Here is a 14,716-nt window from a genome sequence, read left to right on the forward strand (position 1 = left end):
CCGCCTTGCGGCAGTCACGGCAAGGCTCATCGCAGCTTTCGTGCCAGACTTCGGCGAGAACTGAACGACGGATGCAGCGGATGAACGGGTCGCAGGAGCAGGCCGGGCTGAACGCGGCGGAGGTGGCTGCGCGTCGCGCGCAGGACGGCTGGAACGAGATCGCCGCCGAGAAGCCGCACACGCTGCTTGCCACGGTCTTCGAGGTGGTGCGGGAGCCGATGTTCCTGCTGCTGCTGGGCGCCGGCGCCATCTATCTGCTGATGGGCGACGCGCACGAAGCGCTGGTGCTGCTCGGCTTCGTCGTGCTCATCATCGCCGTCACGGTCTTCCAGGAGCGGCGCACCGAACACGCGCTGGCCGCGCTGCGCGATCTGTCCAGCCCGCGTGCGCTGGTGATGCGCGATGGTGCGGTCAAGCGCATTGCCGGTCGCGAAGTGGTGCGCGGCGACCTGCTGCTGCTGACCGAGGGCGACCGCGTGCCGGCCGACGGCATGCTGCTGAGCGCCAACGACCTGGCGGTGGATGAATCGATGCTGACCGGCGAGTCGGTGCCGGTCGGCAAGCTGCCGGTCGACGGTGGCGAGACGCTGCGCGTGTTCTCCGGCACGCTGGTCGTGCGCGGTCGCGGCACGGTCGAGGTGACGGCAATCGGCGAGGCTACCGAGCTGGGGCGCATCGGCAAGTCGCTGGCCGAGACCGCCAGCGGTGCCTCGCCACTGCAGCGCGAACTGGGGCTGCTGGCACGTCGGCTGGCGGTGATCGGCATCGCGCTGTGCGTGCTGCTCGCCGTGTCGTACGCGACGCTGCGCGGCGGCTGGCTCGACGGCGTGCTGTACGGCATCACGCTGGCGATGAGCATCCTGCCGCAGGAATTTCCGGTCATCCTGATCGTGTTCCTCGCCTTCGGAGCGCGCCGCATCGCCGCCCGCCGCGTGCTGACGCGCCGGCTGTCGGCGATCGAAACGCTGGGCCAGACCACCGTGCTGTGCACCGACAAGACCGGCACGCTCACCCGCAACCGGATGGAAGTCGCCGCGCTCGCGGTCGATGGCGAGCTGCTGGCGCTCGACGGCGGCGTGCGGCTGGAGGAACTGCCGGAAACCTATCACCGCCTGCTCGAATATGCGGTGCTGGCGAGCGAAACCGATCCGCACGACCCGATGGAACAGGCCTTCCTGCGGCTGGCTGGCGACTATCTGGCCAATACCGAACACATGCATCCGGACTGGCAGCTGGCGCGCGAGTACGAACTGTCGCCCGACCTGCTGGCGATGTCGCACCTGTGGCAGGCACCGGACCGGCGCGACAGCGAGGTGGCGGCCAAGGGCGCGCCCGAGGCCATCATCGACCTCTGCCATCTGGCGCCGGACGCGGCCACGCACGTGATGGCGCGCGCTGGCGAACTTGCCGACCGCGGCCTGCGCGTGCTGGCGGTGGCGCATGCGGCACACCCGCAGGGTGCTGGCATGCCGGCCATCCAGCACGATTTCGAGTTCCGCTTCATCGGCCTGATCGGGCTGGCCGACCCGCTGCGCGCCGAGGTGCCGGCGGCGGTGGCGGAATGTCGCGCGGCCGGTGTGCGTGTGCTCATGATCACCGGCGACCACCCGCGCACCGCGCGTGCGATCGCGGCGCAGGCCGGCATCGACGGCACCCGCGTGCTGACCGGCCCGGATCTGGCTGCGATGGACGCCGCGACCTTCGCCGACGCGGTTGCCGGCTGCTGCGTGTTCGCCCGCGTCAGTCCGCAGCAGAAGCTGGCCATCGTCGATGCGCTGAAGGCACGCGGCGACATCGTCGCGATGACCGGTGACGGCGTGAATGACGCACCGGCGTTGAAGTCCGCACATATCGGCATCGCCATGGGCAAGCGCGGCACCGATGTCGCGCGCGAGGCGGCGGACCTGGTGCTGGTCGAGGACGACTTCGCCGCCATCGTCGACGCGATACGGCTGGGCCGCCGCATCTTCCGCAACCTGCGCCACGCGATGACCTACACGCTGGCGGTGCACGTGCCCATCATCGCGCTGGTGGCCGCGCCGGTGCTGTTCGGCTGGCCGGTGCTGCTGGCGCCGGTGCACATCGCCTTCCTCGAACTGGTGATCGACCCGACCTGTTCCATCGTGTTCGAAGCGGACGAGGCGGGCGACGAACTGATGCGCGAGCCGCCGCGGCCGCGCGGCGCCGTGTTGCTGCCGCCCTTGCGCATCGCGACGAGCCTGCTCTACGGCGCCATCGTGTCGGCCGCGCTGGTGGCATTCGATGTATGGGCGCTCGATGCCGGCTTCGCCGCCGACGAGGTCCGCACACTGGTGTTCGTCGCGCTGGTGGCGAGCGGCATCGCGCTCATCTTTACCGCACGCGCGTCGGCTGCGGACCCGAGCGGGCTCGGGCACGGCACCGCGGTCGCGCGCTGGGTGATCGGCGGCACGCTGTTCGCGCTGCTGCTGGTCACCACGGTGCCCTGGCTGGCGGCACAGTTCTCGTTTGCCGCGGTCGCCCCGGCTCAGTGGCTCGCGGCCTGCGCGCTCGGACTGGCAACGCTGCTGCCGCTGCTCGCCGCCCGCTGGCTGGCGTACGCGCGCAAGGCGGTGTGATGACGGGCATTCGCCGGACGAAAAAAATGCCCGACCAGCGGTCGGGCATCAAGGACATGCGTGTGACAGGGTCGTGCAGTAATCAGGTACGGCGGCGTGCGGCCATGCCGATCAGACCGAGACCGGCCAGCAGCATCGCGTAGGTTTCGGGTTCCGGCACCGGGGCGGCGACCGCCAGGTTGTCCAGCACCACGCCATTGCCCTTGAAGGAGATGGAGCGGATGTCGGCCACGTCGCGCGTGATGCCGAGGAACAGGCCCTCGTTGTAGTCGTCTTCGGCGGTGTCGATCGCCAGCGTGTAGGTTTCGATGATCTGGTTGTTGTCGCCGTAGGCGGACACCACGACCGAGAACGGGAAGTCGTTCATGGCGAAATGGTTCACCAGCGCGCCGGCACCGGTGGTCAGCTCGGCGAAAGTGAAGCGCAGTTCGCCGATGTTACCGGTGGCAGCGAAGTGGTTTCCGAGACCCCAAGTGCCATTGTTGCCCAGATTGGCAATGAAGCCACCGAGCTGCGAATCGGCGTCGCCGGTGAAGATGACGCCGGGGGCGACCTCTTCCGGGCCGGTCGTGAAGAAGCCTTCGTAGGCTTCGAAGTCCACCAGCAGCGGGTTGCCGATGTCGGCAGCGTTATTGGTCAGCGCGGCGTGGGCCGGCAGTGCGGCGGCGAAGGCCAGCGCGAGGGCGGCGAGTTTCAGTTTCATGATGAATCCTTTACGGAGGTTTCGTTGATGGAGGCGACGCTACGCCGCCTCCATGACGTCGATGTGAAGATCGACGGATCAGGTGCCGATCACGCCGCCGTCGTCCTTGGTGATGACAACCGTGGCCGAGCGCGGCTTGGCGACCGCATTGCCGCTCTGCGTGGTCGGGCCGTTGAAGCCGCTGTCCGGCCAGGTGCTGTTCGAGGTGAAGCTGCCGCTCCAGTCTTCGCCCGGATGCTGGATGTTCACGAACATGACCTTGCCGTCCGGCGTCGAGGTCACGCCGGTCACTTCGCAGTTGCGCGGGCTGGTCAGGAAGCGGGTGATCTGGCGGGTGGCCGGGTCGGCGCAGAACATCGCGTTGCCGCCGATGTTCACGAAGTCGCCGGTGGCGTTGCCGACCTGGTCGGTCTGGATCCACAGGCGGCCGTCCTTGTCGAACCACAGGCCGTCCGGCGCACCGAGGTCGTCACCGATAATGTTGCCTTGCAGGTGGGCGTTGGCGTTCAGCTTGTCACCGCACTCGACGAAGATGTCCCACTGGAAGGTGGTGGCGGCGACATCGCCGCCGGTTTCCGTCCAGCGCAGGATGTGGCCGTAGCGGTTGTCGCGGCGCGGGTTGGTCGCATCGACCGGCGGGCGGGCCGAAGCGGCGACCGTGGTGCCGTCGATCTTGTTCGACGAGGCCGGCGTCGTGCCGCGGCGGTTGTTGTTGGTCAGCGTCAGATAGACCTCGCGCGTCACCGGATGCACTGCAACCCATTCGGGGCGGTCCATCATGGTGGCGCCAAGGCGGTCGGCGGCCTGGCGGGCCTTGATCACCACCTCGCCCTGGTCGGCGAAGCCGTTCTCGGCGGTCAGGCCGTTCTGGCCCCACACCAGCGGCAGCCACTGGCCGCTGCCGTCTGCATTGAAGCGGGCGACGTACAGCGTGCCGCTGTCGAGCAGGTCGCGGTTGGCGGCGCGGTTCTTCGTGTCCATCTTCTTCGCGCAGACAAACTTGTACATGTAGTCGTTGCGCTCGTCGTCGCCCATGTAGACGGCGACCTTGTTGTCGGCGCCGACCGAGGTCCATGCGCCTTCGTGCTTGAAGCGGCCCAGCGCCGTGCGCTTGACCGGCACCGCGGTCGGGTTCCACGGGTCGATCTCGACCACCCAGCCGAAGCGGTTCGGCTCGTTCGGCGTGTCGCGGAAGTCGAAACGCGGATCGGCTTCATGCCAGCGGTAGCCGAAGCCGGCGGCGGCCATGCCGTAGCGGTTCTCAAGCGCCGTCAGCGGCTGGGCGGCCAGCTTGGCGGCAGTAGTACCGAAGTAGCCGTTGAAGTTCTCCTCACAGGTAAGGTAGGTGCCCCAGGGCGTGTAGCCGTTGGCGCAGTTGTTCAGCGTGCCGAGCACGGTGGTGCCCGACGGGTCGGCGGCGGTCTTCAGCAGGGCGTGACCGGCGGCCGGGCCGGACACCTTGCACGGGGTGGCGCCAGTGATGCGACGGGCGAAGGCGGACGGACGCTGCACCTTCATTTCGCCACCGACCTTGCGCACCTCGATCACGCTGACGCCGTGGCCGGCGATCTGCGCGTCGACCATGGCCTTGGTGATGACGTCGGTCCCGTAGGTGGTGGTGTGGGCGACCAGACCCGGATCGACGTACTCGTGGTTGGACACGAGCAGGCCGCGGTCATTGGCGATGCCGGCCGCGCCGGTGCCCGGGAAGGGGAACAGGTGCATGCCGTCGTTGTGCGCGCCCCAGGTCGTGAGCTGGCGAGCGGTCGTCATCGCGGTGGCCGGGTTCCAGTGCGTGTTCGCATCCGGACCGGTCTTGCCGATGGCGTCGCCCCAGGCGATCAGCACGCGCGCGGTGTAGCCGGACGGCACCGTGATGCCGTCGGTCATCGGCGCAATGTTGGCCGGCACGCCGGTGAAGCCGATGCCGCCGGCCGGCGACGGGCTGCCGGTGTAGGCGCCGTTGGCCAGCGATTCGAGGCTGAAGCCGCCGAGCGAGGCAAAGGTCGCGGTGGCCAGCGAACCCTTGATGAAGTTGCGACGGCCGGTGAAGCGGTCCATCACGTCGCGGATGGATTCGTTGCCCGACGGATTGATGGTCAGGTCGTTGTCGGGATGTTGCATCGAAGACATGGAAGCTCCTTGCGAGGGACGTTGTCGGGACGTCGGCGGCAAAGGGGCTGCGCGCCGATCTGACGCGCGGAGTCTGCGATGCGTTTCTGACAGGGATAAGAAGCGGCGACAGTAGCGGATAGTCCGTTTGGACTATCCGCTACTGTCGGGGTGTCATGGTCTGCAGGGCGGCGGAAGCGCCCGTTGGTTCAGGTCAGCGACGAGAGGGCGCTGTCGTAGGCGCCCTGCAACTCTGCTTCGCTGCCGGCTTCCATGCGCAGATTGCGCACCAGGCCGTCCTTCAGGCCGTAGATCCAGCCGTGCACGCGCACGTCCTGGCCGCGCGCCCAGGCTTCACGGACGACCGTGGTTTCGCAGACGTTCATTGCCTGCTCGATCACGTTCAGTTCGCACAGCCGGTCTTCCTGGAGTTCGCCGGCGCCAACCGCTTCGAGCAGACCACGGTGCTTGTTGCGCACGTCCTGCACGTTGCGCAGCCAGTTGTCGATCAGACCGAAACGCATGTCGTGCAGCGCGGCGCGCACGCCGCCGCAGCCGTAATGACCGACCACCAGGATGTGCTTCACCTTGAGCACATCGACCGCGTACTGCATGACCGACAGGCAGTTCAGGTCGGTCTGCACGACGACGTTGGCGACGTTGCGGTGCACGAACACCTCGCCCGGAATCAGACCGACGATCTGGTTGGCCGGCACCCGGCTGTCGGAACAGCCTATCCACAGATATTCAGGCGCCTGCAGCGTGGCCAGCCGCTCGAAGAACTGCGGGTCGTCGGCACGCATGCGTTCGGCCCAGCGGCGGTTTGCTTCGAATAGTTGATCAGTTTTTTTCAGTGTCATGGTGTCCTCGCATCAGGCGGGATTATATCTTTCCCGCCCTTGCGAGGCGCCACCGGCCGCCGCGACGGATCACGGCGGATCACTGTGCTGCGCGGCGGGATCAGCCGGCGGTAACAACGAGCCGGTTGTCGATGCCGGTCACGCCCTTGACCGAAGCCGCCAGCTCGGCGGCGCGGGCGCGCGCTGCTTCGGTCGGTGCCGGGCCACTCAGCGTGACCTTGCCGTCGGCGGTATCGACGTCGATCTTCAGCGCGCTCAGATCGGGGTCACCGGCAAGACGCGCGGCGACGTTGGCGGTGATGGTGGCGTCGTCGATCTTCTCACCCATGCGTTCGGCGGCGGATTCGACTGAGGCCTTGGCGTCGGCCGCGGCGACCTCAGCCTTCGCCTGCGCGCTGTCGAGCGAACTTTCGGCCTTGGCGCCCAGTTCGTCCGCCTTCTTCTCGGTCTGCGAAATGGCGGAATCGAGTTTCTGGCCGACGGTTGCGTTGTCGGTGGATTCGCCGCAGGCGGCCAGTGTGAGCGCCAGCGCGGTGGCGGTGGCCAGGCGGACGGCAGGCTTCAGCAGCGTGGAACGGGTGGCGGTAATCTGCATGGCAGTTCTCCTGTTGCGATGAAGAGGATGGCGTTCAGCCATGACGAAACTCTAGTTGCTCGCGGCACGCCGGCCTGTCGGCGACGTGGTCGGGTGTTGTAGGACGATGCGGACCGCCTGCGATGACGCAGGCAGCCGGTGCTGTGGTCAAATCGCGGCTGTCTCCACGCCAGAACGCCGACATGAGCGCCGTCCGCTACCGCATCACGCCCATCCATCCCGAAGCCCACCTGTTCGAGGTCGAACTCGACATCGACAAGCCGGCGGCCGACGGCCAGCTGCTGTCCCTGCCTGCCTGGATACCCGGCAGCTACATGATCCGCGAGTTCGCCCGCCACATCGTGCGCATCGACGCGCGCGACGGCGTGCGCGCGGTGCCGCTGACCAAGCTGGACAAGCACACCTGGCGCGCCGCACCGTGCGACGGCGCGCTGCGCGTGCGCTACGAGGTGTATGCGTGGGACCTGTCGGTGCGCGCCGCTCACCTCGACACCACGCACGGCTTCTTCAACGGCAGCAGCGTGTTCCTGATGGTGCATGGCTGCGAACAGCAGCCCTGCGAAATCGACATCCGTCCGCCGGCCGGTCGCGCCTACAAGGAATGGCGCGTCGCGACGACGCTGCCCGAGGCAGGCGGCCGCAGCGGCGCCAAGCGTCACGGCTTCGGTGCGTACCGGGCGACCAGCTACGACGAACTGATCGACCACCCGGTCGAGATGGGTGAGTTCGCGCTGTACGAATTCAAGGCATGCGGCGTGCCGCACGAGGTGGTGGTGACGGGTCGGCACGACATCGACGCCGCCCGGTTGTGCGCCGACCTGAAGCGTGTCTGCGAATGGCAGATCCGGCTGTTCGGCGAGCCGGCGCCGTTCGAGCGCTATCTCTTCCTGGTGATGGCGGTCGGCGACGGCTATGGCGGGCTCGAACACCGCTCCAGCACCGCGCTGCTGTGCTCGCGCAACGACCTGCCAGCGCCCGGCGCCAGCGCGATGAGCGATGCCTACCGCGGCTTCCTCGGACTGTGCAGCCACGAGTATTTCCACTCCTGGAACGTGAAGCGCATCAAGCCGGCGGCCTTCGTGCCCTACGACCTCAGGGTCGAGAACTACACGCGGCTGCTGTGGGCCTTCGAAGGTTTCACTTCCTATTACGACGATCTCGCGCTGGTGCGCTCCGGCGTCATCACGCAGGACGACTACCTGAAGCTGCTCGGCAAGACCGTGACCCAGGTGATGCGCGGCAGCGGCCGGCTCAAGCAGAGCGTGGCCGATTCATCCTTCGATGCCTGGATCAAGTATTACCGCCAGGACGAGAATGCGCCGAACGCCATCGTCAGTTACTACGCCAAGGGCGCGCTGGTGGCGCTGGCGCTCGACCTCACACTGCGCAGCAAGAGCCGCGGCGCGGTGTCGCTGGACGACGTGATGCGCAAGCTGTGGGCCGACCACGGACAGAGCGGGCAGGGCGTGCCGGAGGACGGCATCCGTCGCGCTGCCGAAGCGGTCAGCGGCATGAAGCTCAAGCGTTTCTTCGACGAGGCGACCGAAGGCACGGATGATCTGCCGCTGGACAGGCTGCTGCACGCGGTCGGTCTCGACCTCTCGTTCGAAGCGGCCGGCAGCACACCGGTGCTCGGCGTCAAAACCGCTAACGACGGCGACAACGTGAAGCTCACCCAGGTGCTGGACCACGGCGCCGCCCAGCGCGCCGGGCTGTCGGCCGGCGACGTGCTGGTCGCGCTGGACAATCTGCGCATCACCGCCAGTTCGCTCGATACGCTGCTCAAGCGCCGCAACGCCGGCGACGAGGTGAAGATCCACGCCTTCCGCCGCGACGAACTGATGAAGTTCCGCGTCCGACTCGACGCGCCGCCCGCCGATCAGGCGAAGATCGGCCCCGCCGCGCGCGCCAGTGCGGCGGCGAAGGAGTTGCTCAAACAGTGGCTGGGTCGAGGCTGAGGTCTGGCCGTGCACGCGCGTGCGCTCTGCCTGGGTCATCGGTGCTCGACCGCCGTATCGCGGCCAAGGCCGCTCCCACGGGGATCGCGCCCGACGTGTGGCCTGAGCCGGGATTCTGTGGGAGGGGTCTTGACCCCGACAGCAGCCTGCATCGAAGCCTGAGGACTGCAACGGCCCTGTCGCGGCCAAGGCCGCTCCCGCGGGGATCGCGCTCGGTCCGCCGCCGGTGCTTGGGCCGGGGTCTGCGCGGCCAAGATTGCTGTGGGGATAGCTTGTTCGCGATGCCGCCGGTGATCGGCGGCAGATCCCTCGGTCGACTGCGGTGAGTCGTCAGCGCCCGAGCTTGCGCGCCGCGCTCAGCACGATCATGCCCAGACCGCCCAGCATCATCATCCACTCGCGCGGTTCGGGCACGGCCGGCGTGGTCGCGATGTCCAGCGTGAAGCGATCGCCCGCACTCAGGCCGGCGAAGCCGATGCGCCAGTCGCTGAGGCCTTCTTCGTAGAAGGGGTTGCCGAAGTAGAACTCGGTAACGGTAGCGCCAGCGAAGAAGTCGGTGTCGAGCAGATCGCCATTCACCGTTGCCGCGCGCACCGAACCGGCCGTCCATGACACGGGCGCACCGCCCGTCGTCACGTTCAGCGAACCGATGCCGAAGCCGCTGACATCGCGCAGGATGGCGTTGAAGTCGGCACCGCCAGCGGCGACATCCGCAGCATCAAGCACGAAGCTGAAGCTCAGCGCAGCGTTGTTCAGCAGCGATACGTCGAGCGCGATCAGCGACGGCGTGCTGAAGCTGGTGTCGAGCAGGTTGCCGTTCAGCGTGGCGCTCTCGAGCATGACGGCGTGAGCGGGTAGCGACAGACCGGCGGCGACGGCCAGCGCGAGCAGGGTGTTCTTCATCGGGCGACTCCTGGAATGCGGTTGTTGCGACGCACGATAGGCAGTGCATGTGACAGGCGCATGTCGCCGCCTTGATCACGCGTTCAACAATCCGTCATCGACCTGTCACCGGCGCTCACCACACTCCGCGGCAACTTCTTCCGCCCGGAGCTTTCCCGATGTCACGCAATGTCTTTTCCCGCCGCGACTTCATGCGCGGCATCGGCGCCGGCGCGCTGGCCGGTTCCGCCGTCGTCCGCTCGGCCACGGCGCTGGCCGCGACCGACAGCCTGTTCCAGCACGGCGTGGCCAGCGGCGACCCGCTGTCCGACCGCGTCATCATCTGGACCCGCGTGTCGCCGACCCGGCCGGGCACCGTGGCCGTGCTGTGGGAAGTGGCGCTGGACGCGCGCTTCAGCCGCATCATCCGGCGCGGTCGCGTGCTCACCGGCGAGGACATCGACTACACGGTGAAGGCCGACGTGCTCGGCCTGCCGGCGGCTGCGCGGCTTTACTACCGCTTCCGTGCCGACGGCCAGCTGTCGCCGGTTGGCCGCACGCGCACGCTGCCGGCCGGTGCGGTCGAGCAGGTGAAGCTGGCGGTGTTTTCCTGTTCCAACTACCCGGCCGGCTACTTCCACGTCTATGCCGAGGCGGCGAGGCTGGACGACCTGCACGCGGCAATCCATCTGGGCGACTACATTTACGAATACCCGCGCGGCGGCTACGCCTCGGGCGACGCAGCGGCGCTGGGTCGCGTGTCCGAGCCGGCCGGCGAAATACTGACGCTGGACGACTACCGCATCCGTCACGCGCAGTACCGCACCGATCCGGACCTGCAGGCGCTGCACGCGGCGCTGCCGGTGATCGCCGTGTGGGACGACCACGAAATCGCCAACGACACCTGGCGAGACGGCGCCGAGAACCACAGCGAAGGGCTGGAAGGCGTGTTCGCCGAGCGGCGTGCGGCCGCGATCAAGGCCTATCACGAGTGGATGCCGACCCGCGTTGCCGATCCGGCGCAACCGGAGCGCATCTACCGCAGCTTCCGCTTCGGCAATCTGCTGTCACTGCACATGCTGGACACGCGCGTCATCGGCCGCGACCGGCAGATGGATTACGCTGACTACTTCGGTGCTACCGGTTTCGACGGCGCGCGCTTCGCCGCCGATCTGGCCGACCCGAACCGCACGCTGTTGGGCGCCGAGCAGAACGACTGGCTGGGCCTGCAACTGGCGAAGTCCGACACCACCTGGGACGTGCTCGGTCAGCAGGTGCTGATGGGCCGCATGAACATTCCGGCGCCGCTGGTGCTCGGCCAGATCAGCTTCTCCGCCTACAGCGCGCTGGTCGTGAAGGCGCAGACCGCACCGGCCACGCTGACGCCGCAGGAGCAGGCCGTGCTCGCGCAGCCGGCGATTCCGTACAACCTCGACGCCTGGGACGGCTACGCGGTCGCGCGCGAAACGGTGCTCGGCACCGCGCGTGCGCTCGACAGGAATCTGGTCGTGCTGTCGGGCGACACGCACAACGCCTGGGCCAGCGACCTGGCGGATTTCGCCGGCCGCGCCGTGGGCGTCGAGTTCGCCACACCCGGCGTGACCTCACCCGGTTTCGAGGAGTACTTCCCGAGCGAGAATCCGCTGGCCGTCGCCGCCGGGCTGACGCAGATCATCGGTCCGCTGCAGTACGCCGACACCGCGCGCCGCGGCTTCATGATCGTCACCGCGACGCAGGATGCTTGCCGCTGCGAATGGCGCTACGTCAGCACGGTGAAGAGCCGCAGCTATGTGCTGCAGCAGGGGCCGGCGCTGAAGGTGCTGCCGGGCGCGGGCAACCGGAAGCTGATGCCGGCCTGACGCGTAGCACGGGCCGGCTTGCGCTCCGGCGTTGCGGGCGCGGTCAGGGCTGTGGATGCGCCGGCGCCGCGGCCGCCTTCTTCGGCTGAAACAGCTTTACCAGCGCGCTGCCGGCGATGCCCATCAGCAGCATCATGCCGGCGCCGATCAGCCACACCGTCCATACGATGAAGCCGAGCAGACCGCGCAGGTCGGGTGTCTGCTGCAGCCAGGCCTGGATTTCCGGGCCGGCGTCGAGCAGCCAGGCGCGACTCTGATCCAGCCATTCCTGCGGCAGCCAGGGGGCCAACCAGACCGGCGGCCGCAGGCCGTCCAGCCACAACGGCCATTCGGCCAGCGCGTTGGCGCTCCAGCCGGGCCAGTTCAGTACCGAGTCGGCGGTCCAGGCCATCAGCGTCCAGATGCCGACGACCAGTGCGACGAAGATCCAGATCACGGCGTGAGCCATAGCGTTTTCCTTAGAGCAGTTTTTTCAGTGCGTACAGCGCGTCCAGCGCCTCGCGCGGGCTGAGGCTGTCCGGGTCGAGCGCGGTCAGTGCATCGACCGCGGCGTGCGACGGCGGTTCGGGCGGCGGTGGCGCAGGCGCGAACAGATCGGCCTGCGGACCGGCGTTGATGCGGCTTGCTTCGAGCTGCTGCAGCGCGCGTCGTGCGTCGCGGATCACCGTGCCCGGCACGCCAGCCAGCGCGGCGACCTCGATACCGTAGGACTGCGAGGCCGGGCCTTCTTCTATCGCGTGCAGGAACACGATGCGGCTGCCGTGCTCGACCGCGTCCAGGTGCATGTTGGCGCAACTCGGGTGCGTCTGCGCGAGCTGGGTCAGTTCGAAGTAGTGGGTGGCGAACAGCGTCCAGCTGCGGTTGCGCGTCAGCAGGTGGCGGGCGATCGACTGCGCCAGGGCCACACCGTCGAAGGTCGAGGTGCCGCGGCCGATCTCGTCCATCAGCACCAGGCTGCGCTCGGTCGCGCCGTGCAGGATGCCGGCTGCTTCGGTCATTTCGACCATGAAGGTCGAGCGGCCGGAGGCGAGGTCGTCTGAGGCGCCGATGCGGGTGTGGATGGCGTCGAGCGGCCCGAGCCGCACCGCGCGCGCCGGCACCGGGCAGCCGCAGTGCGCCAGCAGCGCGATCAGCGCCACCTGCCGCATATAGGTCGACTTGCCGCCCATGTTGGGGCCGGTGATCAGCAGCATGCGACGCGCGTCATGCATCGCGGTGTCGTTGGCGATGAAGTTTTCGACCTGCCGCTCGACCACCGGATGACGCCCGCGCTCTATCGTGATTTCCGGTTCATCGACGAACTGCGGCCGGCAGTAGTCGTGGCGCTGGGCGGCGCGGGCGAAGGCGATCAGGCCGTCCAGTTCGGACAGCGCACGGGCGATGTCGCCGAGCAGCGGCAGTTCCGGCGCCAGCGCGTCGAGCAGCTGCTCGTAAAGGAACTTCTCGCGCGAGGTGGCGCGGTCGGCAGCCGACAGCGCGCGGTCCTCGAAGGCTTTCAGTTCGGGCGTGATGTAGCGCTCGGCGTTCTTCAGCGTTTGCCGGCGGCGGTAGTCGTCCGGAATGCGCTCGACATTGGCGTGGGTGACTTCGATGTAGAAGCCGTGCACGCGGTTGTACTCGACCTTCAGGTTGGCGATGCCGGTGCGCTCACGCTCGCGCGCTTCGAGCGCCAGCAGGAACTCGCCGCAGTTGTCCTGCAGGCCGCGCAGTTCGTCCAGCTCGGCGTCGAACCCGGCGCGCATGACGCGACCGTCACGCAGCTGCGCGGCCGGCTCGTCCATGATGGCGCGGGCGAGCAGGTCGCTGGCCGCCAGCGGCTGCGCCAGCGTGGCGCGCGCCTGATCGAGCAGACCGCGATCGAGCGGGATCGCCTCTGCGATGGCCGGCAGCTTCGCCAGCGAGTCGCGCAGGCTGGACAGGTCGCGCGGCCGTGCGGTGCGCAGCGCGACCCGCGCCGCGATGCGCTCGATGTCGGCGATGCCGCGCAGCGCGTCGTGCACGCGGTCGGCGCGGTCGGTGTCGCGCAGTGCCGCCACCGCTTCCTGACGCGCGTCGGCTCGCGCGCGTTCGCGCAGCGGGTGGTGCAGCGCGCGGCGCAGCCAGCGCGAACCCATCGAGGTGGCGCAGGTGTCGAGCAGCGACAGCAGAGTCGGTGACGCCTCGCCGCGCAGGGTTTCGGTCAGTTCGAGATTGCGCCGGGTGGCGGCGTCCATGCGCAGCCAGTTCGAATCGTGCTCGACCGCCAGCGTCGTGACATGCGCCAGCGCCCGCTGCTGCGTGGCCTGCGCGTAGCTGAACAGCGCGCCACAGGCGGCCAGTGCGATCGGCACCTCGGCGACATCGAAGGCGGCGAGGTCGCGGCTGCCGAAGTGCTCGCACAGCAGCCGGGTCGCTTCGGTCACGTCGAACTGCCAGGCACTGCGCGGCGTGACCGCCCACGGGCCTTCGGGCGCAGTGGCGGCATCGGCGACCAGCAGCTCTGCCGGCCGCAGGCGGTCGAGCAGCGACGGCAGCACGTTGGCCGCCACTTCGGTCAACTTCAGTTCGCCGCTGGCGAGGTTGAGCCAGGCGACGCCAGCCCGCGCGCGTTCAAGGTGCAGCGCCATCAGCAGCGAATCGGAACGTTCGTCGAGCAGGCTGGCGTCGGTCAGCGTACCCGGCGTGACGATGCGCGAAATGGCGCGCTCTACCGGGCCCTTGGAAGTAGCGGGGTCACCGATCTGTTCGACGATGACCACCGACTCGCCCATCTTCACCAGTCGCGCGAGGTATTGCTCGACCGCGTGGAAGGGCACGCCGGCCATCGGAATCGGCTGGCCGGCGGACTGGCCGCGGTGGGTCTGCGTGATGTCGAGCAGCCGCGCGACGCGGATCGCGTCCTCGAAGAACAGCTCGTAGAAATCGCCCATGCGATAGAACACCAGCAGGTCGGGGTGCTGTCTTTTGAACCCCAGGTACTGCTGCATCATCGGCGTGTGGCCCGACAGGTCTTTGTTATCCATGTAGAACGAGGTTGCGGGCGGGTCCGGAGAGGGGAGGGGGCTGCGGAACGGACCGGTGATTGTATCGGCTCGCTGCGATCCGGCGCGATGACGACAGGAATGTTGCGGCGCGGAATTAAAGTTGGGAAAGTTTCCCGCCGATATAGAT

The 14,716-nt window shown here is 68.2% G+C and carries 10 protein-coding genes; 3 read left to right on the top strand and 7 right to left on the bottom strand.

Features of this window, described 5'->3' with window-relative positions; translation table 11 throughout:
- The first annotated feature begins 71 nt into the window (after positions 1–71).
- Positions 72–2,597 (top strand): cation-translocating P-type ATPase, encoded by a 2,526-nt coding sequence (locus tag METFAM1_RS0101430; RefSeq protein WP_019917704.1) that lies wholly within the window; start codon positions 72–74, stop codon positions 2,595–2,597.
- A gap of 82 nt (positions 2,598–2,679) precedes the next feature.
- On the opposite strand, the gene METFAM1_RS0101435 is transcribed toward METFAM1_RS0101430, so the two are convergent.
- The 4 genes from METFAM1_RS0101435 to METFAM1_RS0101450 form a co-directional block, all read right to left on the bottom strand.
- Positions 2,680–3,300 (bottom strand): PEPxxWA-CTERM sorting domain-containing protein, encoded by a 621-nt coding sequence (locus METFAM1_RS0101435; RefSeq protein ID WP_019917705.1) that lies wholly within the window; start codon positions 3,298–3,300, stop codon positions 2,680–2,682.
- 78 nt (positions 3,301–3,378) lie between these two features.
- Complete coding sequence (locus tag METFAM1_RS0101440; RefSeq protein WP_020647613.1) at positions 3,379–5,433, bottom strand: PhoX family protein; 2,055 nt, start codon at positions 5,431–5,433, stop codon at positions 3,379–3,381.
- 188 nt (positions 5,434–5,621) lie between these two features.
- On the bottom strand, positions 5,622–6,272 hold the full coding sequence (gene can / locus METFAM1_RS0101445; protein WP_019917708.1) for a carbonate dehydratase: 651 nt from the start codon (positions 6,270–6,272) through the stop codon (positions 5,622–5,624).
- A 100-nt stretch (positions 6,273–6,372) separates the two neighbouring features.
- The gene (locus METFAM1_RS0101450) at positions 6,373–6,867 is read right to left on the bottom strand and encodes a BON domain-containing protein (RefSeq protein ID WP_019917709.1); all 495 of its coding nucleotides are present in this window, start codon (positions 6,865–6,867) and stop codon (positions 6,373–6,375) included.
- A gap of 182 nt (positions 6,868–7,049) precedes the next feature.
- Between METFAM1_RS0101450 and METFAM1_RS0101455 the strand changes: the two genes are divergently transcribed.
- Positions 7,050–8,825, top strand: a complete 1,776-nt coding sequence (locus tag METFAM1_RS0101455) for a M61 family metallopeptidase (RefSeq protein WP_024300367.1) — start codon at positions 7,050–7,052, stop codon at positions 8,823–8,825.
- Between the two features lie 330 nt (positions 8,826–9,155).
- Here METFAM1_RS0101455 and METFAM1_RS0101460 read toward each other — a convergent pair whose 3' ends face one another.
- Complete coding sequence (locus METFAM1_RS0101460) at positions 9,156–9,728, bottom strand: hypothetical protein (protein WP_019917711.1); 573 nt, start codon at positions 9,726–9,728, stop codon at positions 9,156–9,158.
- Positions 9,729–9,886: 158 nt separating this feature from the next.
- Between METFAM1_RS0101460 and METFAM1_RS0101465 the strand changes: the two genes are divergently transcribed.
- The gene (locus METFAM1_RS0101465; protein ID WP_019917712.1) at positions 9,887–11,566 is read left to right on the top strand and encodes an alkaline phosphatase D family protein; all 1,680 of its coding nucleotides are present in this window, start codon (positions 9,887–9,889) and stop codon (positions 11,564–11,566) included.
- Between the two features lie 43 nt (positions 11,567–11,609).
- Here METFAM1_RS0101465 and METFAM1_RS0101470 read toward each other — a convergent pair whose 3' ends face one another.
- On the bottom strand, positions 11,610–12,014 hold the full coding sequence (locus METFAM1_RS0101470; RefSeq protein WP_019917713.1) for a hypothetical protein: 405 nt from the start codon (positions 12,012–12,014) through the stop codon (positions 11,610–11,612).
- A gap of 10 nt (positions 12,015–12,024) precedes the next feature.
- Positions 12,025–14,568 carry a DNA mismatch repair protein MutS gene (mutS, locus tag METFAM1_RS0101475; RefSeq protein ID WP_019917714.1) on the bottom strand — a complete coding sequence of 848 codons (2,544 nt, stop codon included), beginning with the start codon at positions 14,566–14,568 and terminating at the stop codon, positions 12,025–12,027.
- Positions 14,569–14,716: the final 148 nt, after the last annotated feature.

It is taken from the genome of Methyloversatilis discipulorum (assembly GCF_000527135.1).
GTDB lineage: Bacteria > Pseudomonadota > Gammaproteobacteria > Burkholderiales > Rhodocyclaceae > Methyloversatilis > Methyloversatilis discipulorum.